This is a genomic window from Streptomyces sp. NPDC047061, assembly GCF_040643955.1.
GTDB lineage: Bacteria > Actinomycetota > Actinomycetes > Streptomycetales > Streptomycetaceae > Streptomyces.
The window spans coordinates 1-26,786 of the sequence record NZ_JBEYVI010000052.1; the positions used below are offsets into that span (position 1 = coordinate 1).

A 26,786-nucleotide genomic window follows, 5' to 3' on the forward strand; every position below is an offset into this window, starting at 1 on the left:
TGCGGGGGCAGCCCGCAGGCGATGCCGTAGCCGGTCGCCCAGGGTGCCGCGGCGAACAGTTCGCGGATGCGGGCCGGGCCGCGCCCCCGCACATGTCGTCTCAGAAGTCCTCGGAGTCGGGGATCACGTGCATCGCGGCCTCCTCCGCCGACGCCCCGGCGCCGTCCAGCCCCCGGTCGGAGGCGAACAGGTCGGAGTCGGTGACCTCGTGTGCGCCCTCGTCGGGTGCGAGGAGCCGTCCGGCGCGGTCGTCGCCGACCTCGTCGTCGAGGAGTTCGCCGTCCGTGTCCCAGGCGTCGCCGAGGTCGTCGCCCTCTGGGACGCCGATGTCCGGCACCTCCTCGGCGAGGCGCTCGTCCAGGGTCTCCCCGCGCTGCCCCTCCGCCGCCGTCACCCCGGTGTGCTCCACGGCCCAGGGCCGCTCCGGCGGCGAGTAGCCCTCGTCCAGGGCCTCCTCGCCGGCCCGGTAGTCCAGGGTGTCCGAGGCGTCCAGCAGACCGGCGTCGTCCTGCACCTCCGAACCGTCCGGCTGGTAGACCTCGTCACCCATCGCCTCGTCGGTCATACGCGCTCCATCGTCACTCGGGCCGTCAGTTCGATCCGGCCGTCAACCGGAAAGGGTAGGAGGTCGTGGTCGCGGTCGGGCAGTGCGATCACGAAAGCGGTGGCGGGAAGGGCCGAGCGGACGGCGCCCAGGACGCGGCGGGCGGTGGTCCGGTCGAGTCCCGCGGTCGGCTCGTCCAGCAGCAGGACCGGCGGGTCGCGCAGCACGGCCCGCGCGAGGGCGAGCCGGCGGCGCTGGCCCTGGGAGAGCCGGGCGCCGTTCGGGCCCACCGGGAAGTCCGGCGGGATGTCGTCCAGGGCGACCAGGGCCAGCACCTCGGCGAGCCGTTCCGGGTCCGCGTCCGGGTCGGCCAGCCGCAGGTTCTCGGCGACGGTCGCGTCGGCGAGCCAGTCCTCGGCCTCGACCAGGGTCAGGTCACCCGGGGTCGCGCGGCCCGCCAGGCGGCCCAGCAGCGTGCTCTTTCCACTGCCGTTGGGGCCGGTCACCAGGGTGGTGGTGCCCGGCTCGGCCTCGAAGGCCACCGCCGTCCCGTCGGCCGGCGGACCGGGCACGGCGTCCAGCAGGGCCAGCCGCCGCGCCGCGGCACGCACCCGGCCGTACGCCGGCAGGATCCTCGGCAGCTGCTCGACCAGCTCGTATCCGGCGGCGACCAGCAGGACCTCACCGATCGCGGCGGACACGGACTGCGCCGTCGCGGCGAGGTCCAGGGCGAGGGCCAGTACGAGGCACTGGCCGAGCGCGCCCAGCAGGCGGAGCGCCGCCCGGCCTGCGCGCAGCGCCCGTCGGGTGTCGTCGTCGGCACGCTGGGCCCGCTCCAGCGCCGCCGTGATCCGGGCCCTGGCCGGTGTCGCGGCGTCCAGGCAGATCAGTTCGGGCAACGCGTCCCGGGCGCCGAGGAGTTCGGTCCGTACGACCGTCTGCTCGCGCGCCGTCCGCCGTACCGCGTCCTGCGCACGCCGGTGCGTCGCCACGGCGGTCGCGGCGGCGAGCAGGAACACCAGCAGTTCCGCCGCGCCCAGCCGGGCGTCGGCGTGCCACAGCAGCCCGGTCACGACCGCCGCCGTCACCGCGGTGCTCGCGAGGGGGGCCAGGACGTCGGCGGGGAGCGCGCCGACGGTCGTGACGTCGTCGGTGAGCCGGCTCAGCAGGGCCCCGTCCCGCAGGGCGCGCAGATGCCGTGCCGGCAGGGCCGCGGCGCCGCGCACCAGCCGGGCCCGGAGGGACACCGTGGCGTCGAGCAGGACCCGGTGGCTGACCAGGCGCTCCGCGTAGCGCAGCCCGGTGCGGGACAGGGCGAGGGCGCGGACGGCGCCGGACGGGTACAGCCAGGACCAGGTGGTGTCGGCCCGTACCGTGACCAGGGCGCACGCCGTGAGGAACCAGCCGGACACGCCGAGCAGGGTGGCGGCGGACAGTTCGGCGGCCGCGGCGAGGAGCAGACCGTACAGCAGGTCGCGCCGTCGGACCGCCGTTCTCAGCAGGCGCAGGGTCATACGAACCTTCCCTGGTCCAGAGTGAGCAGGCGGTCCCCGAGGGGGAGCAGAGCCGGGCTGTGGGTGGCCAGCAGGACGGTCCGGTGCCGGGCCAGTCGACTCAGTGCGTCCGCGACGGCCGCCTCGGCGCCGGGGTCGAGATGAGCCGTCGGTTCGTCCAGGCAGAGCAGCGGCGCGTCCCGCAACAGGGCGCGTACGAAGACCAGTTGCTGCGCCTGGCCGGAGGAGAGGCCGTGGCCGCGTTCGCCGACGGGGGTGCCGAGGCCGTCGGGGAGTGCAGCCAGGAGGCCGCGGAAGCCCAATTCCTCGAAAACGGCGATGAGTTCGGAGTCATCGGCATCCGGTCGGGCGAGCCGGAGGTTCTCGCCCACGCTCCCGGGGAGCAGGAAGCCCGGCTGGCCGACCCAGGCCACGTGCGCGGGAGTTGCCCGCTCGCGCCCGTGCAGGGCACTGCCCCGGTCGGGCACCAGCAGGCCCGCCGCCACGGACAGCAGCGTGGACTTGCCGGCACCGCTGGGGCCGGTCACCACCACGAACTCCCCCGCCCGGACGTCGAGTTCGACCCGGTCCAGCGCAGGCCGCGCCCGTCCGGCATGGACCACGGACACCTCGCGCAGGCGGACGGACAGCGGGGCGGCACCGCGGACGGCCGGGCGGAGCCGGGACTCGGGGACCGCACCCCGCATCGCCCCGGCGAGCAGGTCGGCCGCGGCCGCCGCCTGGGCGCGGGCGTGATAGCCGCGGGCCAGTTCGCGGGCGGGCGCGAAGTAGGCGGGGGTGAGGGTGAGGACGAACAGGGCGGTGGCCAGGCTCATGTGGTCGGGTACGCCGGGCAGCCGCAGGTAGTCCAGCAGCACCAAGCCGCAGTAGGTGGCGACGACCGCGAGGGTGCCGGTGATGAGCAGTTCCACCCAGGCGGTGGAGAGGAACGCCACGCGCAGCACGAGGGTGGTGCGGCGGGCGAGTTCCTCGTCGTCCCGGCGCAGAGCCCGCGCCGCCTCCTCCTGCGCGCCGAGCCCGACCAGGGTGGGCAGCCCGCGCAGTTGGTCCAGGAGCCGGGCGTGCAGGGTGCGGACGGCACCGAGCTGGGCCTGTACGGCCGCCTTCGTGCCCATCCCGATGACCTTGAGGTTGGCCGGCAGCAGCGGGGTGGCCAGCACCAGCAGGAGGGCCACGAACCAGCTGCGCAGGGCGATGGCGGCGAGGACGGCACCGCTGCCGATCAGCATGGCGCGGCGGGCCGGGACGTAGTCGGTGAGCCAGTCGTCGAGGCGGGCCACCTCGGCGTCGAGGGCCTCGGCGTAGGCGACGTCCGCCAGTCCGCCGCACGGTGCCCGCCCCGGCAGGGCCGCGCGCAGGACCCGGGCGCGCAGTGCGGACCGGACCCGGGCGGCGCCCGTCGCCGCCGCCCGGTCGGCCGCCGCCAGCAGCGCGGCGCGCAGCGCCAGGCCGCCGGCCACGACCCCGGCGGCCGGCGCGACGGCCGCCGGGGCGGTGTGCAACTGCTGGGCGGCGAGCCCCCGTTGGGCCGCCCAGGCGAGGCCCGCCGCCCAGATCACGGTGCCGAGCTGGGCGAGACCGCGCAGGGTGCCCGCCCGGCGCAGCTCCGGTTCGCCGATCCGCGCCCAGGCGCGCAGCCGGCGCGTGGATGCCCGCTCGGCCGCGCCCCGGCCGTCCTCGTCGGCGAGCGCCGCCACCAGGGCGGCGGTGTCGGTCACGGGCGTTCGCCGCCGGGCAGGGCGCCCGGCAGATCACCGGGAAGGCCGCCGGGCAGGTCGTACTCCCCGAGTCGCGTGGCCCGGCGGTCGCCGAGGATCCAGGCGACGAGCGCGGTACCGGCCAGCAGGGCGACGCCGAGCGGGTCGACCCACGTGGACTCGCCGCCGAAGATGTCCTGGGAGACGGCCGCCAGCAGGATGCCGAGCAGGGTCAGCAGCGTCCGGCGGACGATGACGACGACCCGGGACTCCGGCCGGGGTGTGAAGGGTGCGGCCGTCCCGTCGGCCGACCGGTCGTCCGGTGCCGTCGTCGCGGCCGCCGCCTGCCGCTCGGGCTCCCGGAATTTTCCCCGGAAGACCCACCAGGCATAGATGTTGTAGGCCAGTACGAACGGCATGCACAGCCCGACCCCGACCACCAGGAACACCTGCGAGCCGTGCGGGCTGGACGCCTCGTGCAGGGTCAGCGACGGCGGTACGACGACCGGTACGGTCGCCGCCACCAGCGCCAGCAGCCCTGCCGCCTCGGCGCCCAGCACCGCCGCGAACGGCCGCCAGTCCGGCCGCCGTCCGAAGCCGTACCAGGCGACCGCGCCGCACACCGCGGCGGCGGCCACGGCGAGCCAGAAGAGCGCGGCGCGCAGGGGCTGTTCGAAGGGGAAGTGCTGCGGGTCGGCGACCTCCGGGCCGAAGCCGAGGACCAGGGCGGCCACGACGGTCGCGCCGAGCAGCGGACGGCCGAGCCGCCCCGCCCACGCGTGGGCCGTGCCCTCCGTCTTGTCCTGGAGCCAGGCGGCGCCCGCCAGCAGGTACACGCAGACCAGGCCGAGCGCGCACAGCACGCTGTAGGGGGTGAGCCAGGCGAGGGCGTCGCCGGTGAAGTGGCCGCCTTGCTGCGGGAGTCCGGACAGGACCGCGCCGATCACCAGGCCCTGGCAGAGGGCCACGGCGAGGGAGGCCCCGCCGAAGAGGAGTCCCCAGCCGCGCCGGTAGGTGCCGGACGCGCTCTGGAACTCCAGGCCCATGCCGCGCAGGATCACCGCGAACAGCATGGCGATCAGCGGCGGGTACACCCCGGGCAGGACGGTCGCGTACGCCCCGGGCAGCCCGGCCCACAGGGCCACGCCGGCCAGGATGATCCAGCTCTCGTTGGCGTCCCAGGCGGTGGCGATCAGTTCGTTGTACTCGCGGCGGCGGCGCTCGTCGCGGTCGAAGAGGCTCAGCATGCCGACACCGAGGTCGTAGCCGTCCAGGACCACGTAGGCCCCGAGCGACAGCAGGACCAGGGCGTAGGTCAGGTACTCAGACAACGGAGGCCTCCGGAGCGGGAGTTCGAAGGTCCGTGACCGGTTCCGGACCGGCCTTGACGGTGCGGACGATGTAGCGGATCCAGAGGGTGAGCAGGGTCGCGTAGAGCACGACGAACCCGGTGAGGCTGAGGGCCGCCTCGGTGAGGCTCAGGTGGGAGACGGCGTCGGCGGTGCGCAGCTTGCCGTAGACCACCCAGGGCTGGCGGCCGGTCTCGGCGGTGATCCAGCCGCCGGTGATGGCGATGATTCCGGCGGGCGTCATCCAGACCAGCCAGCGCAGGAAGCGCGGCGAGGTGAACAGGCGGCCGCGCAGACGCAGGACGAGTCCCGCGAAGGCGGTGGCGAACATGGCGAGGGCGGTGAAGTACATGGCCCGGAAGCCGTAGAACGCGCTCCACATGTTGGGCCGTTCGTCGGGCGGGGTGTGCAACAGCCCCGGAACCTTGGCCTGGCCGGTCACGTCGTGGCCGATGACGGCGCCGAGGTGGGGTATCTCGACGCGGAAGTCGTTCTCGCCCTTGTCCGTGTCGGGGATGACGACCAGGTTGTAGCCGTTGTTGTCGGTCTTCCAGTTGCCCTCGAACGCCTGGAGCTTGGCGGGCTGGTGGCCGCCCATGAAGACGGCGGTGGCGTCACCGACGTAGAGCTGGACGGGCATCAGGATCGCGAGGACGCCCAGGGCCACGGACAGGGTACGGCGGGCGAACGGCAGCGCGGACGCCCGGCGTTTGACCAGGTACCAGGCGCTGATGCCGGCGACGAACCAGGACGCGGAGATCAGGACGGCGATCAGCATGTGCGGGAAGCGGTAGCTGAACGCCGGGTTGAGGAGCACCTGCCACCAGTCGGTGACGTGGAACTGGCCGTCCACCTCGGTGTATCCGGCCGGGTCCTGCATCCAGCTGTTGGCGGAGAGGATCCAGGTGGTGGAGAGCAGGGTGCCCGCGGCCACCATCCAGGAGGCCAGCGCCATGGTGCGGGGCTTCACCCGGCCGTCGCCGTACAGCATGATCCCGATGAAACCGGCCTCCAGGAAGAAGGCGGTGATCACCTCCATGCCGATGGTGACGCCGATGACCGGGCCGACCGCGTGGGCGTAGATGCCCCAGTTGAGGCCGAACTCGAAGGTCATCACGGTGCCGGCGACCACGCCGAGACCGAAGCCGACGGCGAAGATCTTCTTCCAGAAGCGGAAGATCTGCAGGTAGAGCGGGTTGCCGGTGCGGACGTACACGGTGTACGCGACCGCGAGGAGGAGGGACAGGCCGACGGTGAGCGCCGGGAAGGTCATGTGGAAGATCGCCGTGATCGCGAACTGCCAGCGCGACAGCTCCACGACGGAGGACGAGGCCATGAGGGGTCTCCAGGAGTTCGGTCAGCGGGTGCTGCCGCCCTGGTGGAGTTCGGCGACGTAACCGCCGGGGAACTGCACCATCGCGGTGTCACGGCCCTTGCCGTCGTACGGGCCCCACAGGACCCGCGCGCCCGCCGCCTCGGCCTTGTGCAGGGTGGCCGTGAGGTCCTCGACCGCATAGCCGGTGGTCTCCCGTCCGAACGGGTAGGGCAGGTGGCCGTCGGTGACGCTGACGACCGTGTTGCCGAACGGCGAGGTCAGGGCGATACGGCGGTAGCTCTTCCCGGGCAGCCCGAGGTCGCCACCGTCCGCCGTACGGTCGTCGGAGACGATCCGGCCGCCGGTGAACCGCAGGTAGGAACGGAGGAAGGCGGACGCCGAGTCCGGGGTGAGATAGACCCGGTTGTCGGGCACGGTCGCCAGGGGCGCGTACGAGGGGGCCTTGGTGTGCCAGTACAGCTGGGCGTCGATCCCGCCCGGGAACTGGACGACCGCGTCCTTCCCGATCGGGTCGTCGAACGGTGCCACGACGACGTCCGCGCCGCTCTGCCGGGCCAGCCGGACGCCCCGGTCGAAGTCGCTCATGAGCCAGCCGGTGCGTTCGCCGCCGAACGGATACGGCACCGGGGTCCTGAAGTCGAAGACGGACAGGGTCCCGACGGGCGAGAGCACCAGTTCCGACTCGGTCTCGCTGGGGGTCGGGGTGACGTCCGTGACGACCTTCGCGGTGTGGGTGCCGCCGAAGGTCGCCACCCAGCTGTCCGCGAAGGCGTCCTCCTGGCCGGGGGTGACGTACACGTGGGTGGTGTCGTACTGGGGGCCGACCGCGGTGGTCGAGGCCCGGGCGCCGGTGCCGCTGCGGGCCGAGGACGGGGCACCGGCGCCCACCACGCTCAGCGCCACCAGCAGCGTGGGGAGAGTCCATGCCATCGCCTTGCGCTTCATGCGTGTCCCTCTCTGCCGAAACCCGGTGCTCCGGACGGTAGGCGGGGCGGGCGGGGGCGATCGTTCCGAGAGCGCCCGGGGTGCGGTCCCTCAGGGAACAGCCGCGGTGTCAGTCCGCCCGGACCGCGCCCGCAGCCCGCCGCCACTGCGCCGGCGACATCCCGTACGTCTCGCGGAACGCCCGGCTGAAGTGGGAGGGGCTGGCGAAGCCCCAGCGGGCGGCCACCGCGGCGATCGACCGGTGGGCGGCACCGGGCAGGGCCAGCTCCGCGTGGGCCGCCTCAAGCCGGCGCGCCCGGACCCAGGCGCCCACGGTGGTGCCCTGGCGCTGGAAGAGCCGGTGCAGGTAGCGCAGCGAGATGGCGTGCTGGTCGGCGATGTCCTGCGGGGCGAGTCCGGGGTCGCCGAGCCGGGCCCGGACGGACGCCGTGATCCGCTCCCACAGGGCCGACTCGGGCGGCCCGCCGATCCGCTCCAGGGCCACGGTCGCGAGGATGTCCACGACGGTCCGGGCCAGCTGTTCGCGCCGGGCCGCAGCGACCCGGGGGACCTCGTCGACGAGTCCGTCGAGCAGCGGCAGCAGCAGGGCCGCCGCACCCCCTTCGGCCTCCTCCACCGCCGTCGCCGTGAGGGCGTGCAGCTGCCGTTCCTCCAGGCGCAGCAGGGCGCGGGGCACCATGAGGATCCGGGCCCGCTGCCGCTCGGGGAGCACGATCCGGAACGGGCGCCGCGCATCGTGGAAGGCCAGGCCGCCGGGGTGGAGTTCGGCGGTGCGGCCGTCCTGGAGCAGCAGGGCGGTGCCGGTCAGCTGGCGGCGGACCAGGATGTGGGTGCGGGGATCGGCGGCGGCCGTGCGGGCGCCGCGCAGGATCGTGCCGGGGCCGAAGTCCTCGGTGGCGATCTGGAGGGCGCCGAGCCGCCGGGCGGCCAGTTCACCGGTCCACGGGCGGTCCCGGTCCACGGTGACCTCGACGTCCACGAAGGTCCGGGACAGGACGCGCTGCCAGGCGTCGAGGCGGTCGCCGGGGGCCAGGTCCCGGGTGGCGCAGGACACCGCGGTCAGCACGGCGGACCGTCCGTGCGCGCCCGGTCCAGCCAGTCCGTCGGGGACAGCCCGAAGGAGCTGCGGAAGGCCTTGCCGAACCCGGCCGCGCTGGTGAACCCCCAGCGCCGGGCGACCTGGCCGAGGCTGACCGAGCCCGCCGGGCGGGCGGCGAGTTCCCGGCGGCACTCGCGCAGCCGCAGGTCGCGGATCCACTGGCAGACGGTGGTGCCCTCGGCCTGGAACAGCCGGTGCAGATAGCGCACCGAGATGCCGTGCACCCGGGCGATGGCGGTCGGGGTCAGCGCGGGGTCCGACAGGTGCCAGCGGATGTACGTCCTGATGCGCAGCAGCAGCACGCCGTCGGCGCCGGGCAGGTCGGCGGGTTCCGCCCCGAGCTGGTCCGCGGCGGTGGCCGCCACCAGGTCGACGACGCTCTCGGCCAGCCGCTCGGCCGCCGGTGCGGTGTACGACGCGGAGGTGTCCGCGAGCCGTTCCAGCAGCGGCCCGAGCAGCGCGGGGAGTCCGTCGTCCGGGTGGACCGCGCGGCCGGTGAGCTGCCGTACGTCGGCCTCCGACAGTTCGAGGAGCGAGCGGGGTACCGCGAAGATCTTCAGCCGGAAGCGGTCCGGGAAGGTGGTGCGGAAGGGGCGGAGGGTCTCGAAGAACCCGATGTCGCCGGTCCGCAGCTCGGTGCTGCGGCCGTCCTGTTCGACCCGGGCGCGGCCGGTGCTCTGGACGGCCACGAAGACCTCCCGGCCGTCGCCGCGGGCGATGAACCTGGGCGCCCGGTGGACCCGGCCGGGGTCGGCCTCCACCGTGGTGATCCGCAGGTCCCCGAGGCGGTCGGTGCGCAGGGTGGCGTCGTAGGTACCGCCCTCGGCGGCGATGTCCATCCCCACCAGGGTGTCGAACACGGCGTCGTGCCAGTACTCCAGGCTCTCCTCCGGCGGAACCGAGCGCGTGGTCAGCACCCTGTTCCGCTCGCTCGTCGTGCCGGTCGGAGGCCGGCGTCTCTCCTCGTGGGAGCCGATCGCGGTTGCCATGCCGCCAGCCTCACCGGGCGACCGGTACCGGCGCATCAGTCGGCCGACTGGTCATCGGCGGGTGCCGGGCCCCGTCACCGCAAACGGGCACGGAGAAAGGCGCAACCGGTCAGCAGCGCCGCCCGGGTGGGCGCGCTGTCGGCGAGGGCGTGCAGCGCCACGAAGTCGTGGATGGTCCCGAGGAACCGTACGGACAGCGTCTCGACGCCGGCCTCGGACAGCCGCCGCGCGTACTGCTCGCCCTCGTCCCGGGCCACGTCGGCCTCGGCGGTGACGACCAGGGCCGGCGGCAGCCCCGCCAGCTCCTCCGGGCGGGCCCGCAGCGGAGCCGCGGTGGGCTCGCTCCGGTGCGCCGGGTTGGCGACGTACCGCTGCCAGTAGTCGCGCAGGGCACGGCGGGTGAGCAGGTGGCCGGTGGCGAACCAGTGCTGCGAGGGGCTGTCGCAGCGGTCGTCGGTGAGCGGGTAGTAGAGCAGTTGCGCGCTGATCCGCGGCCCGTGCCGGGTCTTCGCCAGCATGGTCACGGCGGACGCCAGCGTGGCGCCCGCGCAGTCGCCGGCCACCGCCAGCCTGCCGGGGTCCAGCGCGAGCGCGTCGGCCTGGGTGACCGACCAGGCCAGCAGGGCGTAGCACTCCTCCAGCGCCACCGGGTAACGGGCCTCGGGGGCGCGGCTGTACTCGGGGACGACGGCGCACACCCCGGCGCCGGTGACGAGTTCGCTGATCAGCCGGGCGTGGGTCTGGGCGTCGCCGAGCGCCCACCGGCCGCCGTGCAGGTACAGCAGGGCCGGGAGCGGGCCCCGCGCCCCGGCCGGGCGTACGGTCCAGAAGCCGAGCAGCCGCGCGGGGCCGACGGGCGCCACGTGGAAGGCCGCGTCCACGTCGAAGTCCTCGAACCGGTCGGCCTGGCTCTCCCGCAGCGCCTGCCGCGCCGCGTCCGGGCCGAGGTCGTCGAGGGCGGGCGGCACAGCGGCGGCGCTGACCAGGCGCTGCACCACGGGGTCGAGGACGACGGCGGTACCCGGCCCCGGTGCTCCGGGCGTCATGGGCGTTCCGCCGGCCGGCCCCCGGTTGCCCTCACCGGTCCTCCACCAGGTCACGGAGCTGATGGCGGCTGCTGATGCCGAGCTTGGGGTACACGTTGTACAGGTGCGAGCCGACGGTACGCGGTGACAGGAAGAGCCGCTCGCCGATCTCCCGGTTCGACAGGCCGCGCGCGGCGAGCTGGACGATCTGCTGCTGCTGCGCGGTCAGTTGCTCCAGCAGACCCGCGTCCGCCGCGTCCGCCGGGGCGGGGGCCGCACCGCTGGCGCGCAGTTCGCTGCCTGCGGCGGCCGCGAGGGTGCCGGCGCCGAGGCGTTCGGCGGTCTCCAGGACCTCGGTCAGCTGCTGGCGCGCCTCCAGGGTACGGCGGCAACGGCGCAGCCAGATCGCGTAGTTGAGGCGGACGTGGGCGCACTCCCAGGGCCAGCGGTTCGCCCCGTGGTTGACGAGCGCGAGCTGGAAGTGCTGCTCGGCCCCGCAGTCCCGGCCGACCAGGGCGGTGGCGTGGTGCAGGAGCAGCGTCATCCGGGTGCTCGGGCGGTCCCCCTGCTCGGCGCGGACCCGTTCCAGGATCGGCAGCGCCTCGGCCGACCGTCCGGTGCGCTGGGCGGCGACGGCGAGTTCGGCGACGGCCCGCGCGGACAGGAAGGGGTGCAGGGGCGAGCCGTCGGCGGTGAACAGGCCGCGCAGCTGCCGCCAGGCGTCCTCCATGTCGCCGCGGGCGACGGACGCGAGTCCGCGGGCGCGCAGCAGCCGGGCATGGGTGGCCCGGTTCTCGTCCAGGCAGACGGCCCGCCACACGGAGGGGGTGAACCAGGGCTCCGGCGGCAGGGCGCCGCGCAGCGCCCGTACGGTCAGCGCCTGCGTCTCCAGGTCGGCCCGCAGGCGCGGCAGCCGCAGCACCGCGGCCTCCGTCAGGGCGTCCTCGATCACGCTGCCGGCCTCCGCGAACCGCCCGGTGGCCAGGAGGGTGTCCACCAGCGGGAGCACCGACCAGCCGCGCAGCCCGAAGGCGCGGGCGCCGCGCAGCCGTTCGTCGGCGGTCCGCGACTGCCCCAGGTCCACGTCCGCCTCGTCGGCCTGGTGGGCGACCGCGGCGAGGACCGCGTGGGCTGCGGGGGCGGGCGTGGTGCCGTGCGTGATGGCGGGCACGGTGCCGTGCGTGAAGGCGGGCGTGGTGGTGGAGGCGTCGGGCGGGGCGGCATGGTGCGAGCGGCCGAGGGCGGGTGGGGCGCCGGTGGCGGAGCGTGGCCGGGCGACCGCGGTGACCAGTGCGGCCATGGCCTGCCGGGTGTGCGGGGTGTCCAGGCGGGCCAGCGGTCCGGCCGTGGCGGGCCGCCACCGCCCGGACGCCTCGGCTTGCCGGGCCCGGTCGAGCAGAGCGGGCAGGGCCGCCGTGTGCTCCGGCAGCCCGGACTGGGCGGCGATGCCCGCCGCCAGGCCGGCGAGGGCGAGGGCGAGGGACCGGTCGACGGCGGGAAAGTGCTCCGAGGCGTCGGCCAGCAGCGCGAAGGCCTCGCGCTGGGCCGACTCGTGGGAGAGCGCGGAGGCCAGCGCACCGGCCGCGGCGCAGCCGAACTCCGGCTCGGCCCCTTCCCGGACGAGCCGTTCGTGCAGTTCGCGGACCCAGCCGGGGTCGCCCGTCGCGTGGGCCGCGGTGAGGGCCTCGGCCAGTCGGCGGGCGCGTTCCGGCGGCCGTGGGCTGAGCCGGGCCGCCTGTTCCAGGGCGCGTGCGGCCTCCACCGCGTCCCCGCGCCGCCAGGCGGAGACCTCCAGGGCGGCGGCGACGAACGCGTTGGCGCCCACGGTGGCGGCGGCCAGGTGCCGGGCCCTGACGTCGGACTGCACGGCGACCCTGGCGAGCTCCCGGTGGGCCTGCTGGCGCTCACCGGCCGGGCGCCCGAGGTAGGCGGCCGAGCGGGCCAGCGGATGCCCGAAGTCGAACCGGTCCTCGGCCAGCGCGATCAGTCCGGCCGCCTCCGCCGGCGCCCACACCGCCAGGTCGCCGGTGCCGAGGGCGGCCATGACCGCGGCGACGGTCCCGCCGGGCCCCGCGGCCGCCGCGTACAGCAGGGCCCGGCGGGTCTCGGCGGGAAGCGCGTCGACCCGTACGCCGAAGACGTGCGTGTGCCGCACCGGGGTGGCGGGGCCCGGCGCACCGCGGCCCAGTTCCACGAGGGCCAGCGGGTTGCCCTCGGCCTCGGCGAGGATCTCCAGCCGGTGCCGGCCGGTGGGCGCCGCCGGCTGCCGGTCGAGCAGGGCCGCGGCCGCGGGGCCGCTCAGCGGGCCCAGTCGCAGGGTCTCGGTGCCGGGCGGCGGACCGGGCAGGGCGGCCTCGTGGCGTGCGGCGAGCAGCACCGTGAGCGCACGGCCGGTCAGCTGCCGGACCGCGGCGAACAGCGCCTCCGGGAAGGCGCGGCCGCACAGGTCGGCGTCGTCCACGCACACCAGCACCGGACCGGCCCCGGCGAGCCGGTCCAGCAGCGCCGTCACCGCCGCGTGCAGCTCGGCCTCGTCCGCCGGGGCGTCGGCCGGCGGTACGGCCGTCAGCGCCCGTTGCCGGCCGGCGGGCAGGGCGGCCAGCTCGTCCCGCACCGGCGGCGTCAGCAGCTGCTGCAGGCAGGCGTGCGCGTGCCGCGGGTCCTCGGCCCAGCCCTGCGCGGCCAGCACCAGGACGCCCTCGGCGCCGGCCCGGTCCCGGACGTGCCGGAGCAGTGTCGTACGCCCGGTGCCCTCCGCGCCGAGGAGGAGCAGGGTCTGGGGTGTGCCGGGCTCGCGCGTCGCGCACCGCAGGATCCGCTCGATCTCACCGTCCCGGCCCAGCACGGCGGGCTCGTCGCCGGTCGTGGTGGACTGCTGGGGTGGGTGGACCGTCATGCACGTACTCCCCGGATGGTGCGCGTTCTCCCTGGCCGGGGCCATCATCGCGGAGACCGGGGAGGCGCGCTTCTGTCACATGACCGGTCACCTGCGCCCGCGGCCCGGTCGATGCGCGCGAGCCCGCGGTTCCGGTCCTCCCGCCGGCCGCTGGCAGGATTGCCGTATCAGCGGCTCGACGACAAGGACGGTTCATGCACGCCGGCACCACCGACCACCTCTCCGATCCGGGCATCCTGGGCCGGGCCGCCGAGCTGGGCCGCCTCGACCGGCTGCTCGGGGCGGTGGACGGCAGCGGTCCGCAGGTGCTGGTGCTGACCGGGGAGCCGGGGGCGGGCAAGAGCACCCTCGTGGACCGGGCCGCCGAGCGGGGGCGGGAGCGGGGTCTGGGCATCCTGCGGGTGCGGGGCAGCGAGGGCGAGGCGGGCCTCGGCCTGTCGGGCGTGCACCAGTTGCTGCATCCGCTGCTGCCCGGCGAGGGTCTGCCCGCGGCGCAACGGGAGGTGCTGGACCGCGCCTTCGGGCCGGAGGCGGCCGGGTACGAGCTGAAACTCGATCAGCTGTCGCTGTGCGTCGGCGTGCTGGGACTCATCACCGAGGCCGCCGCCCGCCGGCCACAGCTCCTGCTGGTGGACGACGCCCAGTGGCTGGACCTGGGCTCGGTGGACGTACTGGCCTTCCTCGCCCGTCGGCTGGAGGGCAGGCCGGTGGTGCTGCTGCTCGCCGCTCGCGAGGACGGCGTACCGGCCCGCTTCGACCGGGCCTTCCCGCAGATCACGCTGGGCCCGCTGAACCGTTCCGCGGCCGGGCAGCTCCTGGACGCGCAGCCGGATCCGCCGCGCGGCAAGGCACGGGCCGAGATCCTCCGGCAGGCGGCCGGCAATCCGCTGGCCCTGATCGAGCTGCCCCGCGCCCTGGCCCGGGGCCGGGCCGGGGACATGGGGGCCGGCGGCGCCGGGGGTGCCACGCTGCCGCTCACCGCGCGTCTGGAGAACCTGTTCGCCGCCGACCTGCCCGGTCTGCCGGCACCCACCCGGGCGGCTCTGCTCCTCGCGGCCGCGGCCGGCCCGGCCCGGCTGACGGACCTCATGCGAGCCGCCCCCGAGCTGGACGTCGTACAGGCGCTGGACCCCGCCGAGCGGGCGGGCCTGGTGCGGGTGGCGGACGGCGGGGTGCTGCTGCGTCACCCGCTGGTGCGCTCGGCCGTCTACCACGCGGCCTCCTTCCACGAGCGCCGGCAGGCCCATCTCGCCCTGGCCGCCGCGCTGGCCGACGAGCCGGACCGGCGGGCCTGGCATCTGGCGGCCGCGGCGACCGGTCAGGACGCGGAGGTCGCCGACGCCCTCGCGGAGAGCGCCGAACGGGCCCGGGGCCGGGGCGGCTACGCGGCGGCCGCGACCTCGCTGGAACGCGCCGCCGAGCTGACCCCGGAGCCGGAGCTGCGTGCGCGGCGGCTGCTGGCGGCCGCGCAGGCCGCGATGTTCGCGGGTCATCCGCAGTGGGTCGGGGAGCTGAGCGGCCGCGTCGGCGGGATGACCGAGGATCCCCGGCTGCGTGCCGAGGCCTCGCTGCTGGGCGGCTGGGCCCTCGGGGTGACGCTCCGTCACGAGGAGGCGCTGACTCTCCTGTTGGGCGTCGCCGAGGCCACCGCCGGCTCGGCTCCGGAGCTCGCCCTCGGCGCTCTGAGCACCGCAGCCACGTCCGTCTACAACTCCGGCGCCCCCCACTACCGCGCCGAACTCGACCGGATCGGCGCTCTGATCGACGGGGACGGCGACCCCGCCGGCCGTGCCTGGGCCCGGGCGGTCGTCGATCCCGTTCACGAACGGCCGCTTCTGACACGGCACTTGACGGAGGGGCTGGCCGCCCTGGCGCAGGAGGAGTCGCTCGGCAACCTCACCGCGCTGGGCGGCGCGACCTGGATCCTGGACGAGACCGAGCAGGCCGTACGCATCCTCGGGCTGACCATGGACCTCCTGCGGCGGGCCGGCAGCGCGGGCACGAACGCGACCGTGACCCAGGCACTCGCCCTGGCCCTGTTCGAGAACGGCTCGTGGACGGCGGCCGAGGAGGCGGCGCACGAGGCGTTCTGGATGGCGACGGAGGCGGGGGCGGACAACGTGACCGTGGGTGCCGGCATCCTGCGGGCCACCCTGCGCGCACTCCAGGGCGACCCCGCGACCGCCCGGACCGAGGCGCTGCACGCCGTACGGGGCGTGGACCTGCGGAGGTCGCTGAGTCTTCAGGTGCGCCACCGGCACGCCATGGGGATGGCCGCGTTCGTCGCCGGCGACCACGCGGACGCCTACGAACACCTGCGTGCGACGTTCACCCGGGACTTCCGCCCGGCGCCCGTCCACTACCACGCCTCGCTCTACTACCTGGGCGACCTCGCGGCCGCGGCGGTCCGCGCCGGGCGGGCGGACGACGCGCGCACGGTGGCCGCCGCCGCGCGGCAGGACCTGATGCCCGACCCTTCCCCGCGCCTGGCCGCCGTACTGCACCGGGCCACCGCCCTGCTGACCGACGCCGACGAAGCCGAACAGCACTTCCGCGCCGCCCTCGACGACCCGGCCACCGACTGCTGGCCCTTCGAAAAGGCCCTTGCCCACCTCGACTTCGGCGAGTGGCTGCGCCGGCGCCGGCGCAGCGCCGAGGCCCGTCCGCACCTGAGCGCGGCCCTGGAGTGCTTCCAGCGCCTGGACGCCCGCCCCTGGACCGAGCGCACGAAGGCGGAGCTGCGGGCCGCCGGGGCGGCGACGGCCCCCGCTCCCGCCGGTGAACTCACGCCGCAGGAACGCCAGATCGCCGAGCTGGCCGCCCAGGGTCTGACCAACCGCGACATCGCGGCCCGCCTCTACCTCTCCCCCCGTACGGTCGGCTACCACCTGCACAAGGTCTTCCCCAAGCTCGGCATCACGGCCCGAGCCCAGCTCCGGGACACCCTCACGCAGGAGGACCAGGGCTGATCCGGCCCTGGGCACGGCCGTGGCGGGCCGGTCGCACAGGGCGTCGTCGACGGATCCAGCCGGAATCGAGCCCGCCGCGGCGTCGAAGGCCGGCGCCCGCTGCTCACCGGAGCAGGCGCCGTCGCCTGGACGTGCCATGCCAGGATCCGATAAATAACCTTATAGACTGTTTATCCGTTCTTGCTGTGGCCACGGTGGACCGGTGGCGCAGGGACGCGCCAGGAGGCCGGAATGCACCGCTCGATCATGTGGGCGGACCCGACGACGTCGATGCGGAGCGACGATCGTCGGCCGAGGGTGACCGCGACCGGACCTTCCGCCACCGGACACCCGTGATGTCAGGAACCGGGGACGGGAGACCCGAGAGGGAGCCCCACCTCCCCGAGCTGCAGCTGCGTCTGCGCTCCGAGCTGGGGCGGATCGACGAGCAGCTGCACGCCCTGCTGACCGCCATGGACCGGCTGCAGGGCCTGCTGGACGCGGTGGTGGCCATCAGCCGCGAGGTCGAACTGCCCGCGGTGCTGGACCGCATCGTGACCACCGCCATGGACCTGGTGGGCGCCCGCTACGGGGCACTGGGAGTACTGGACGAGTCGGGAGACCACCTGGAGCAGTTCATCTCCGCCGGCCTGTCCGCGCAGGAACACGCCGACCTGGCCCGGACCGAGTTCCCGCGCGGTCTGGGAGTCCTCGGGCACCTGATCCGTCACCCCGAGCCCCTGCGGGTCGACCGCATCACGGCCCATCCGTCGTCCGTCGGATTCCCGCCCGGCCATCCGCACCTGCGCACCCTGCTCGGCGTCGCCATCAGCGTCCGCGGCGAGGTCTACGGTGACCTCTACCTGTCCGAGCGCCGCGACGGACGGCCCTTCGACGCCCACGACGAGAGCGTCGTCGTCGCCCTGGCCGGCGCGGCCGGCATCGCGATCGAGAACGTCCGCCTGTTCGAACGGGTGCGTATCGGAGCCGAGCAGTTCCAGCGCCTGCTGCTGCCCAAGCTGCCCGACCTGCGGCCCTTCACCGCCGCCGCCGTCTACCGGCCGGCCGCCGAACCCAGTCGGCTCGGCGGGGACTGGTACGACGCGATCCCCCTGCCCGACAACGTCGTGGCCGTCGTCATCGGCGACGTGGTCGGTCACGATCTGCGGGCCGCGGCCGCCATGGCCTCCATCCGCAACATGCTGCGCGCGCTGCTGTACGAAGGGGGCGGGCCGCCCGGTGCGGTGCTCGCCCAGCTCGACCGCACCCTGCAGGCCATCACCGAGAATCCCGTCACCACCACGACCCTGGCACGCATCGAGCCGGACGGGCCGGGCTGGCGGCTGCGGTGGAGCAGCGCGGGACACGTCCCACCACTGCTCATCACCCCCGGGCACCAGGCCGAGTACCTGTTCGTCGAGCCGGGGCTGCCCCTCGGGGTCGACTCCGAGCAGCCCCGCCCCGACCACTCCCGCTTCGTGCCCCCGGGCGCCACGCTGGTCTTCTTCACGGACGGGCTGATCGAGCGCCCGGACCGGCCCATCGACGCGAGCCTCGACGAACTCACCGGTCTCGCCACCGCGTACGCCGACCTGCCGCTGGCGGAGTTCGTCCGGGCACTGGCCGACCACCATCCGAGCGACGGCCACGACGACATGGCCGTGCTCGCCCTGCGCACCCCGTGCGCCTGACCCGGCGGCGCCGCCGAACGTCCAGCTCAGCGGTGCCATGGAGGATCGGAGGGATCCGGCGGATGATGGATCTCGGGGCGGTGTCGACGCGGAGGTCGCCCGATGACTGTCGCCCGGCGTGAACGGCTCCGGCGCGGCGGTGTGGCCGCTCTGGACATCCTCGTCGTCGCGGCGCTGTACTACGGCTCGGCGAGGCTGGGGCTCCTCCTGCAACTGGTGCGCGGCCAGGTCACCCCGCTGTGGCCGCCGACCGGCATCGCCCTGGCGGGCCTGCTCCTGCGCGGGCCGCGGGTCTGGCCGGGGATCGCGATCGGCGCACTCCTGGTCAACGTCTCCCTCGGACCGTCGGCGTGGGCCGTCATCGGGATCGCGGCGGGCAACACCCTGGCGCCCGTGTGCTCGTACGCCCTGCTCCGCCGTACGGGGTTCCGTCTCGGACTGGACCGGCTGCGGGACGCGCTCGCCCTGATCTTCCTCGGTGCGTTCACCGGGATGCTGGTCAGCTCGACGACGGGCAGCGCGACCCTGGCCCTCGCCGGTGCGCTGACCGCGGGCCGGTTCTGGCCCACCTGGTCGGTCTGGTGGACCGGCGACGCGATGGGCGTCCTGGTGGTGACGCCGGTCCTGCTCGCGCTGCGCTCGGCACACCGGCCGAGGGACGTTCCGGTCTCCCGCTGGGTGGAGGCGCTGCTGCTCGTCGCGGCCACCTACGGCGTCGGCCTCCTGGAGACCGGCAGCACGCCGCTCATGTTCCTCGGCTTCCCGCTGCTGATCTGGGCGGCCTTCCGTTTCCAGCTGGCCGGGGCGGCGCCCTGCGCCCTGGCCGTGTCGACCTTCGCGGTCGTCGCGGCCGCCCGGGGCGCCGGTCCGTTCGCCGGTCACGACCTCCTCACCGACATGATCACCCTGCAGGCGTTCAACGGTTCCTCCGCGCTCACCGCACTGCTCGTCGCGGCGGCCGTCAGCGAGCGCAACGCGACGCAGCGGGAGATCGCCCGAGCCTGTGGGCAGCTCGCCGCGATGGTGGCCAGACTCGCCGCGGGCGGCTACCCCGCACTGCCCCCCGACGGTGCCGGCACCGACGACGCCGGCACCGAGGTCGACGGGGAGGAGCCCGGGGGACGCCCCGGAAGACCGCCGTGACCGCACGCGCCCCACGGAACGGTGGCGGGTCGGCCGCTCTTCTCGGTCACACCGGCGGGTCGGCCGCTCGTCTCCGTCACACCGGCGGGCCGACCACGTGCACCGCTTTGGCGTGACGTCCGTGCGGCAGCCTGCCGTGCAGGGCGAAGTCGGCCCGGGCCGTCATCCCGCTCTGCAGCAGCGTCTGGTGCACCATCGGATGCAGGCCGGGCGCCGAGACCACGATGCTGAGGTACCCCTCGGGAAGGCCGGTCGCGGCGTACTCACCGGTCTCGTCGGTCACGCTGCGCACGAGCTGGCGTCCCCGCGCGTCGATGACGGTCACCGCGGCGCCGCGGACCGGGCGGCCCTCGCGGTCCTGGACCCGGCCGGTGAGCACCGGCACCTGCTCCCCGAAGTGGTGCGCGTGCACCGGGAGCGCCGCCGGCCTGGGCGTCTCCAGGGACGGGTCCTCGACCGGGGGTTCCTCGACGAGCTCGCTCCGCCCGTCGCCGTCGTCCGCCTCCCCGGCTCCCCCGGCCTGCGCCCCGGTCCTGCGCCGGTGCAGCCGGAGGTCGAGCCCGAGCAGGGCGACGCCGCCCGCGAACCAGGCGCAGAGGACCAGGACCGGCTCCAGCACTCCGGCGCCGTCGAAGTAGAGGACGCCGCGCAGCGCGTCCAGGCCGTTGGCCAGCGGCATCGCCGCGCGGACGTGCTGGAAGAACATCGGCAGCATCGGCGCGGGCACGGCGCCGCCGCTGGTCGGGATGCTCATCACGATGAACAGCCCCATGGCCACGGCCGGGAAGAACTGCCGGACGAACGGGGCGAGCCCCGAGGCGGCCGTCGCCACCGCCGTGGTGAGCAGGAAGGACACCCCCATGGCCGCCGGCCTGTCGGGCAGGTAGCCCAGCCACACGCCGACGTAGAAGCCGACGACGCTGTACCCGGCGGCCACACCGGCGATGGTGAGGAGCTTCCCGCGCCGGCCGAAGGTCACCGCACGCAGCAGCGTGGTCGCCAGCACGTAGGCAGGGATGCTCCAGGCCAGGGCGAAGTACAGCAGGGTGGTGCCCAGCTCGTCCTTCTGTTCGGTGGGCGCCACGTCGACGACGGTCAGATGCCGGTGGCTCTCGGCGGCGACCTGGGTGAACGTCCGGGTCAGGGCCTGCTCCAGGGAGCCGCCGTTGGCCTTCGCCACGTAGAGCACCGCGTGGAGCCGGTCCTGGCGGAAACCCGCCGCCGTGTCCCGGTCGAGCACCGACTGCCGGGCCGACGGTCCGTCGGCGACCGCGGTGACGTCGAACCCGCCGGGCACCCTGGTGCCCAGCGCGCTGTCGACCCGCCCGGCCACCGCGGGATCGGCCACCGCGACCTTCACATGGTGCGGCTGCGGTGCGTGCAGAGCGGGCGCGAAGAAGAACAGCATGCCCAGGAACAGGCACACCGGGAACCACAGGGCCTCGGCCAGGGTCATGGCCACGGACTGGCCCCTGGATCGTTCTGTCCGTTCCGCCACGGGAACTCCAATGCGCCGGGGACGACCGGAGCGGGTCCCGTCCGGCGTACGACTGAGAGCAGTCATCGTAATGGATTATTGCAGTACTGCATTTTTGCAGTACTGTAGCAATTGTCACGGCCACCGGTACCCGGGGGCCCGACGAGCGGATGAGGAGCGACGAGCAGATGGAGAGCGGCCGCCCCGACGGGCTGCGCGAACGCAAGAAGCGAGCGACGCACCGAGCGCTGCAGAGCGCCGCGGTGGGGCTCTTCCGCCGCCATGGCCCGGAAGCCGTCACGGTGGAGAGCATCTGCGCCGAGGCCGGAGTCTCCCCCCGCACCTTCTTCAACTACTTCGCCACCAAGGACGAGGCCGCCTTCATGCTGGAGGAGGGGGCACCCGCGCTGATCGAGCGGCGGATCACCGCCCGCCCTCCGGAGGAGACCCCGCCGGAGGCGATCAGGGCCGTGTTCGTGGAGCGGCTGAGCGAGCTCGCCACCGGCAGGATCTGGCTGGACCGCGTGCTGTTGCTGCGCGAGCGTCCGGAGCTCCTGCCACGGATCATGTTGACCAACCGCACGGTGGAGGAGGCGGTGACGAGGGCGGTGGCGGCGCGCACCGGCCTGCCGGAGTGCCACCTCTATGTACGGACGGCCGCGGCCGCGGTCTTCGCGGCTCTGCAGGCTGCCATCAGCTGCTGGCAGCCGGACTCCGGCCCGGAGGTGGTCGCCCTGGTGTCCGAGGCCGTGGACCTGGTGAGCCGGGGGCTGCCCGCTCCCCCGCGGCCGACCGAACCGACGGTGTGAAGCACCGGTACGACCGGCCGCGGCGCGAACCACGGCCACTACAGCGCCCGGGAGGCCACCATGCGTCTGGAATACGCTCCTGAAGCGATGAGCAGCACGGATTTCTACCGGTTCCTGACATCGGTCGTCGTTCCGCGGCCGATCGCCTGGATCTCCACGATCACCCCCGACGGACGCACCGAGAACCTGGCCCCGCACTCCTTCTTCAGCATCGCCAGCACCGACCCCCCGATCGTCCAGTTCACCTCGATCGGCCGGAAGGACTCCCTGCGGAACGTCGAGGACACCGGGGAGTTCGTCGTCAACTTCTCGTCCGAACCGCTGCTGCGGCTGATCAACGCGACCGCCACCGACCTCCCCCGTTCGGTGAGCGAGTTCGACACCGCGGGCATCGCACGCGAGGCCAGCACGTGCGTACGTCCGCCCAGGGTCGCCGCGTCCCATGTGGTTCTGGAGTGCCGCTCCCACACCACGCTGCGCATGGGCAACTCCACACTGGTCTTCGGGCGGGTGCTGCATGCCGCCGTCGACGAGGACTACCTGGTGGACGGGCGGCCCAGCAGCGAGCTGCTGCGTCCGCTCACCAAACTCGGCGCGGACGAATGGGGCACCCTCGGTGAGGTCGTACACCTGAACCGCATCCCGTACGAGGATCCCGGCACCCCCTGACCCGGCACCCCCTGACGGCCTGGCCGGGGCGACGGCCGCCCGGCGACGCCGGCTCCAGCGGCTCTGGCCGTTCACCAGCAGGATCTTGCCGAGGTGCCCGCCGGCCTCCATGCGCCGGTGCGCCTCGGCGGCCTCGGACATGGGCAGCCTCCAGTCCCGGACACGGCGACACACCCGGCGCCAGGGGGTAGAGCCCCTGGCGCTGCATGACGTCGGCCCGGTGCAGGGCGCCGGCCACCACCCCCACCAACCCCCGCCCATCTGCGACGCAGGTCACACGCCTCCATGTTCACGTCGCTTACATCGCAGCCCTAATGTGAACACTGCATACATCGTAAGCGATCGAGATCGAAGGGGAACCCGGATGACCAGCGAGCTGTTCTCGCCCTTGTCCCTGCGCTCCGGGCAGGTACTGAACAACCGGATCGCGAAGGCGGCCATGGAGGAGAACATGGCCGGCGACGGCCAGCTCCCGGACAAGGTGCTGTTCGACCTGTACCGGCGATGGGCCGCCGGCGGCACCGGGCTGCTGATCACCGGCAACGTCATGGTCCACGCCGAGGCGCTGACCGGTCCGGGCGGGGTGGTCCTCGACGAGGCCGCGCCGCTGGAGCCCTTCATCGAGTGGGCCAGGGCCGGCAGGACGGGCGGCGGCGCGATCTGGATGCAGATCAACCACCCCGGCCGCCAGATCGGGTCCGACATGCCCGGCGTCGTGTGGGGCCCGTCCGCGGTCGCCGTCGACCTGGGCAGGCACAGCAGCCGTTTCGGCCGCCCCGTGGCCATGACGCCCGAGCAGATCCGGACCACCGTGACCCGGTACGCGGTCACGGCCCGGCGCGCCGAGCAGGCGGGCTTCGACGGCGTGGAGATCCACGCCGCGCACGGCTACCTGCTGTCGCAGTTCCTGTCCCCTCTGGTCAACAAGCGCACCGACCAGTGGGGCGGATCGCTGGAGAACCGGGCCCGGATGCTGCTGGACGTCGTCCGCGCGGTCCGCGCCGCCGTCTCCCCGTCCTTCGCGGTCGCGGTGAAGCTCAACTCCGCCGACTTCCAGCGTGGCGGGTTCGACGCCGACGACGCCCGCCAGGTGATCGAGATGCTCGCACCGCTCGGCGTCGACCTGGTCGAACTGTCCGGCGGCAGCTACGAGAGCCCGGCGATGTCGGGACGCCCCGCCGACGCGCGTACCCAGGCCCGCGAGGCGTACTTCCTCGACCTGGCGAAGGACCTGGTCAGGACCAGCCCGTTGCCGCTGATGCTCACCGGCGGCATCACCCGGCGCGCCACCGCCGAGAAGGTCCTCGACAGCGGCGTGGCGATCACCGGGATGGGTACGGCCCTCGCCGTCACCCCGGACCTGCCCGCCCGCTGGCGCCAGGGGCGCGAGGCCGACGCTCAGCTCCGGCCGGTGACATGGTCCGACAAGGCCCTCGCCTCGGCGGCCGGCATGGCACAGGTCCGCCACCAGATGCGCCGCATCGCCCGCGGCAGCCGCCCCACGCCCGGCACCCACCCGGCGCTCGCCCTCGTCTCCGAGCAGCGCAGGCAGCGTCGGGCCCTGCGCCGCTACCGCGCCTGGCTGTCCGCGTCACAGGGCGGCCCCGCGTAGACGGCCCGACGGGCAGACGGGAAGGGCCCCAGGTGCTCGTCGCCTGCGAAACCCGCTTGCCGCTCGGGTGGGCGGTCCGGGCCGGATTGGGCGCGGACAGCGCGAGGTCGGTGCCGCCGACGCCGTTCGCCACGCGTGCGGTCGTCCGGCGGGCGTCGATGTGGACGTCGGGGTCGGTGACCCACTCGGGGAAGCCGAGCCTGCCGTGCCGTGCCGGTTTCACGGCGATCCCGACAGCCGCCTCGGCGCAGAAGCCGATGTCGCACACGTCGTACCGGAAGAACATCACGGAGATCAGCCCGAGCGCGGGCTCGACCTCCAGCGGTGCCGACTCCCTCGGCCGGGAACGGATCGCGCGGGAGCGGGCGAGCATCGTGATCCGGGCGGAGGAACCGGGGCGTCGATGTCGGAGGTCGCGGTCGACAGCAGGTCAGAGGGTCAGAGGGTCAGTGTTCGTGCGGTTCGTCGCGGTGGACCGGGCCGTGCGGCTCCTCGCAGTGCCCGTCGGCGTCCAGGGGGAGCAGGTCGCGGTCGCCGGGCAGGGCGCTGTCGAGCACGGGGGCGGAGGCGTGGTCGACCTGGAGGGTGGTGTGGGTGATGCCGTGGTCGTGGCGCAGGAGTTCCTCCAGGTCGCGGCGGACGGCGTGGCAGTCACCGCCGGGCTCGACCAGGATGTGCGCGGACAGGGCCGCCTGGCCGGAGGTGATCTGCCAGACGTGCAGGTCGTGGACCTCGACGACCTGCGGCTCGGCGACCAGCTTGTCGCCCAGGGCGTCCGGGTCGACGTGGGCCGGCGCCGCCTCCAGGAAGATGCGGCCGGACTCGCGCAGCAGCCCGTAGCCGGCCTTCACCATGAGGGCGACCACCACGAGGGTGGCGATGGCGTCGGCGCGGGCGAAGCCGGTCAGGACGACGACCAGCGCGGCGATCGCGGTGCCGATGAAGGCGAACAGGTCGTTGAGGATGTGCTGGTAGGCGCCCTCGACGTTGAGCGAGGACCGGTTGGCCCTGGACAGGCACCAGGTCGCGGCCACGTTCACCACGATGCCGGCGAGCGCGGTGGCGAGCATCAGGCCGCCCTCGACCTGCAGCGGGGAGATCAGGCGGCGTACGGCCTCGTAGGCCAGCCACACCCCGAGCAGGAGCAGGGTCAGCCCGTTGGCCTGGGCGGAGAGGATCTCGGCGCGCTTGAGGCCGTACGTGAAGCCGCCCCTGGCCGGCCGGGCGGCCAGCCGCATGGCGACCAGCGCGAGGACGATCGAGGCGGCGTCGGTGAGCATGTGCGCCGCGTCGGAGATGAGGGCCAGCGAACCGGCGACGACACCGACGACGACCTCGACCGCCATGAACGCGGTGATGAGGGTGAGGGCGATGGCCAGCCAGCGGCGGTCGGCGTCCGCCGAGACACCGTGCGCGTGCCCGGCATGCCCGCCCGCGCCGTGCCCCGCGGCGTGGCCGTGGTCGTGGCCCTGGCCGTGGTCATGATCGTGGTCGTGGTCGTGATCGCTCATGCTGACGTCTTCCCCCTCGCGACGGGTGCCCTGACCGCAGTGAAACGCACCCGACCGGGAATCACCAAAGGCTGCACCGGTGACCGTTGTCATCTCCGTTAGGAGCCTTCTGACCTGCGGAAACATGGCATGCGGGAAGCGGGCTCAAAGGCAGCTCCCCGCTGCCCGCCGAGCAGGCGGAGGCCGTGCACAGAAAGGGGAGCGCCATGAGCACGGACGGTCCCGACCCCGCCGACAGTCCGTTCACAGCGTCCGCCTAGCATTTCCGTGATGAGCGGCCGGACACAGCACGGGCGGCGCGGCGCGTGGCGGACCACGCGGCCCGCGGCGCTGTGCCACGCCCTGGTCATGCTGCTCACGGCGCTGGTGATGTGCCTGGGCCCCGCGGCTCATGCCGCCACCGACCTGGCGACCGCGCCGACGACCGCCACGCCGCCCGCCCCGACGGCACCGGCCGCCGGCCATCCGACCGACCACGGGACGGCGCAGGCGACCCAGCCGGGCAACTGCCCCGCCGGTGACGTCTGCTGCGCTCAGGACACGCATGGTGTCCGGGCGGTGCTGCCCACCGCGGCCCAGCCCGCGCCGGCCGTCCTGACCCACGTCCCCGGCCGCTCCGGCTCGGCCGTCCAGGCCTGTTCGCTCGGCCTGACGCCCACGCGCGGCGCTCCCGATCTCCACTTCCTCCAGGTGCAGCGGACGTAGCCGAACGCCCCGCCGTGCGCTCGGGCGCGCGGCAGTCAGCGTCCGTTCATCCACCCTGTACCCACCGCCGGCCGACGACTCGGCCCGGCGGGGACGAGGAACGCCCAGTCATGTCCAAGACCAGCAAGAAGCAGGCCGCCGCCGACCGCAAGGCCCGTATCGAGGCGCTGCGCCGCGCCGAAAGAGCCCGCGAACGCCGCAACCGCGTCATCACCGTCACCCTCAGCACCGTCATCGTCGCCGGACTGGTCGGCTGGGGCGCCTACGCCGTCGACAACGCCGACCGGAAGGACGAGCAGAAGGCCGCCGAGGCCGCGAAGCCGATATCCGGCGAGAAGGTCTGGGACGCCAAGAAGCTCACCCGCAACCACGTCCAGACCAAGGTCGACTACCCCGAGAACCCGCCCGTCGGCGGCGACCACGCCCCGGCATGGATGACCTGCGACGGCGACGTCTACACCAAGGCCGTCCCGGACGAGAACGCCGTCCACTCCCTCGAACACGGCGCGGTCTGGGTCACGTACAACGACAAGGCCACGCAGACCGACCGCGACACCCTCGCCGACAAGGTCTCCAAGACGCCCTACACGCTGATGAGTCCGGACAGGACCCAGTCCGGAGCGATCACGCTGACCGCCTGGGGCCACCAGCTCAGCGTGAGGACGGCGGCCGACCCGAGGGTCGAGCAGTTCCTCACCAAGTACGTCCAGGGCCCGCAGACCCCCGAGCCGGGTGCCGCCTGCACGAACGGGCTCACCGCGTCATGACAGACCTGCTGCGCTGACGTACGGCACCGCGGCGCGAAGCCGCCTCGGCGGCCGGACACA

General features: G+C 74.3%; 20 protein-coding genes and 2 pseudogenes. 8 read left to right on the forward strand and 14 right to left on the reverse strand.

The features are described from left to right. Positions 1-100: 100 nt before the first annotated feature. From ABZ887_RS44360 to ABZ887_RS44405, 10 genes are all read right to left on the reverse strand, one after another. Positions 101-565, reverse strand: coding sequence for a DUF5709 domain-containing protein (locus ABZ887_RS44360; protein ID WP_361303841.1), 465 nt, complete (start codon positions 563-565; stop codon positions 101-103). Further along, positions 562-2,058, reverse strand: a complete 1,497-nt coding sequence (locus ABZ887_RS44365) for an ATP-binding cassette domain-containing protein (protein WP_361303844.1) — start codon at positions 2,056-2,058, stop codon at positions 562-564. Before ABZ887_RS44365 ends, ABZ887_RS44360 begins: the two co-directional genes overlap by 4 nt. After that, the gene (locus tag ABZ887_RS44370) at positions 2,055-3,776 is read right to left on the reverse strand and encodes an ATP-binding cassette domain-containing protein (protein ID WP_361303847.1); all 1,722 of its coding nucleotides are present in this window, start codon (positions 3,774-3,776) and stop codon (positions 2,055-2,057) included. The genes ABZ887_RS44365 and ABZ887_RS44370 overlap by 4 nt, the downstream gene beginning before the upstream one ends. Next, positions 3,773-5,086, reverse strand: coding sequence for a cytochrome d ubiquinol oxidase subunit II (locus ABZ887_RS44375; protein ID WP_361303850.1), 1,314 nt, complete (start codon positions 5,084-5,086; stop codon positions 3,773-3,775). The genes ABZ887_RS44370 and ABZ887_RS44375 overlap by 4 nt, the downstream gene beginning before the upstream one ends. Continuing rightward, on the reverse strand, positions 5,079-6,440 hold the full coding sequence (locus ABZ887_RS44380; protein ID WP_361303853.1) for a cytochrome ubiquinol oxidase subunit I: 1,362 nt from the start codon (positions 6,438-6,440) through the stop codon (positions 5,079-5,081). Before ABZ887_RS44380 ends, ABZ887_RS44375 begins: the two co-directional genes overlap by 8 nt. Before the next feature lie 21 nt (positions 6,441-6,461). Beyond that, positions 6,462-7,385 carry a glyoxalase gene (locus tag ABZ887_RS44385; protein ID WP_361303856.1) on the reverse strand — a complete coding sequence of 308 codons (924 nt, stop codon included), beginning with the start codon at positions 7,383-7,385 and terminating at the stop codon, positions 6,462-6,464. 109 nt (positions 7,386-7,494) lie between these two features. Next, on the reverse strand, positions 7,495-8,451 hold the full coding sequence (locus ABZ887_RS44390) for a helix-turn-helix domain-containing protein (RefSeq protein ID WP_361303859.1): 957 nt from the start codon (positions 8,449-8,451) through the stop codon (positions 7,495-7,497). Next, entirely contained in the window at positions 8,445-9,473 is a 1,029-nt protein-coding gene (locus ABZ887_RS44395; RefSeq protein ID WP_361303862.1) for a helix-turn-helix domain-containing protein, read from the reverse strand. Before ABZ887_RS44395 ends, ABZ887_RS44390 begins: the two co-directional genes overlap by 7 nt. Positions 9,474-9,547: 74 nt before the next feature. Further along, positions 9,548-10,519 (reverse strand): alpha/beta hydrolase, encoded by a 972-nt coding sequence (locus tag ABZ887_RS44400; RefSeq protein WP_361303865.1) that lies wholly within the window; start codon positions 10,517-10,519, stop codon positions 9,548-9,550. Between the two features lie 31 nt (positions 10,520-10,550). Then, positions 10,551-13,394: an AAA family ATPase gene (locus ABZ887_RS44405; RefSeq protein WP_361303868.1), complete on the reverse strand. Its 2,844-nt coding sequence runs from the start codon at positions 13,392-13,394 to the stop codon at positions 10,551-10,553. A gap of 194 nt (positions 13,395-13,588) precedes the next feature. Here ABZ887_RS44405 and ABZ887_RS44410 point away from each other — a divergent pair, with 194 nt between their 5' ends. From ABZ887_RS44410 to ABZ887_RS44420, 3 genes are all read left to right on the forward strand, one after another. Next, the gene (locus ABZ887_RS44410) at positions 13,589-16,363 is read left to right on the forward strand and encodes a LuxR family transcriptional regulator (RefSeq protein ID WP_361303871.1); all 2,775 of its coding nucleotides are present in this window, start codon (positions 13,589-13,591) and stop codon (positions 16,361-16,363) included. 335 nt (positions 16,364-16,698) lie between these two features. Further along, positions 16,699-18,033, forward strand: a complete 1,335-nt coding sequence (locus tag ABZ887_RS44415; protein WP_361303874.1) for a GAF domain-containing SpoIIE family protein phosphatase — start codon at positions 16,699-16,701, stop codon at positions 18,031-18,033. A gap of 102 nt (positions 18,034-18,135) precedes the next feature. Next, the gene (locus ABZ887_RS44420) at positions 18,136-19,176 is read left to right on the forward strand and encodes an MASE1 domain-containing protein (protein ID WP_361303877.1); all 1,041 of its coding nucleotides are present in this window, start codon (positions 18,136-18,138) and stop codon (positions 19,174-19,176) included. A gap of 76 nt (positions 19,177-19,252) precedes the next feature. Here the strand turns inward: ABZ887_RS44420 and ABZ887_RS44425 are convergent, their stop codons facing one another. Further along, on the reverse strand, positions 19,253-20,632 hold the full coding sequence (locus ABZ887_RS44425) for a carboxypeptidase regulatory-like domain-containing protein (protein ID WP_361304003.1): 1,380 nt from the start codon (positions 20,630-20,632) through the stop codon (positions 19,253-19,255). A 209-nt stretch (positions 20,633-20,841) separates the two neighbouring features. Here ABZ887_RS44425 and ABZ887_RS44430 point away from each other — a divergent pair, with 209 nt between their 5' ends. Beyond that, the gene (locus ABZ887_RS44430) at positions 20,842-21,462 is read left to right on the forward strand and encodes a TetR/AcrR family transcriptional regulator (RefSeq protein WP_361303880.1); all 621 of its coding nucleotides are present in this window, start codon (positions 20,842-20,844) and stop codon (positions 21,460-21,462) included. A gap of 60 nt (positions 21,463-21,522) precedes the next feature. Beyond that, positions 21,523-22,131 carry a flavin reductase family protein gene (locus ABZ887_RS44435; RefSeq protein WP_361303882.1) on the forward strand — a complete coding sequence of 203 codons (609 nt, stop codon included), beginning with the start codon at positions 21,523-21,525 and terminating at the stop codon, positions 22,129-22,131. A gap of 142 nt (positions 22,132-22,273) precedes the next feature. On the opposite strand, the pseudogene ABZ887_RS44440 reads toward ABZ887_RS44435, so the two are convergent. Continuing rightward, positions 22,274-22,381: pseudogene (locus ABZ887_RS44440) on the reverse strand (NAD(P)H-quinone oxidoreductase); the annotation flags it as partial. Between the two features lie 114 nt (positions 22,382-22,495). Here ABZ887_RS44440 and ABZ887_RS44445 point away from each other — a divergent pair. Next, positions 22,496-23,743 carry an NADH:flavin oxidoreductase/NADH oxidase family protein gene (locus ABZ887_RS44445; protein ID WP_361303884.1) on the forward strand — a complete coding sequence of 416 codons (1,248 nt, stop codon included), beginning with the start codon at positions 22,496-22,498 and terminating at the stop codon, positions 23,741-23,743. A 46-nt stretch (positions 23,744-23,789) separates the two neighbouring features. On the opposite strand, the pseudogene ABZ887_RS44450 reads toward ABZ887_RS44445, so the two are convergent. Beyond that, positions 23,790-24,134, reverse strand: a pseudogene (locus tag ABZ887_RS44450) (acetoacetate decarboxylase); the annotation flags it as partial. A 55-nt stretch (positions 24,135-24,189) separates the two neighbouring features. Continuing rightward, positions 24,190-25,254, reverse strand: a complete 1,065-nt coding sequence (locus ABZ887_RS44455) for a cation diffusion facilitator family transporter (protein ID WP_361303887.1) — start codon at positions 25,252-25,254, stop codon at positions 24,190-24,192. Between the two features lie 270 nt (positions 25,255-25,524). On the opposite strand from ABZ887_RS44455, the gene ABZ887_RS44460 reads away from it, so the two are divergent. Further along, positions 25,525-25,959, forward strand: coding sequence for a hypothetical protein (locus tag ABZ887_RS44460; protein ID WP_361303890.1), 435 nt, complete (start codon positions 25,525-25,527; stop codon positions 25,957-25,959). Positions 25,960-26,069: 110 nt separating this feature from the next. Then, positions 26,070-26,726, forward strand: coding sequence for a DUF3105 domain-containing protein (locus tag ABZ887_RS44465; protein ID WP_361303893.1), 657 nt, complete (start codon positions 26,070-26,072; stop codon positions 26,724-26,726). Positions 26,727-26,786: the final 60 nt, after the last annotated feature.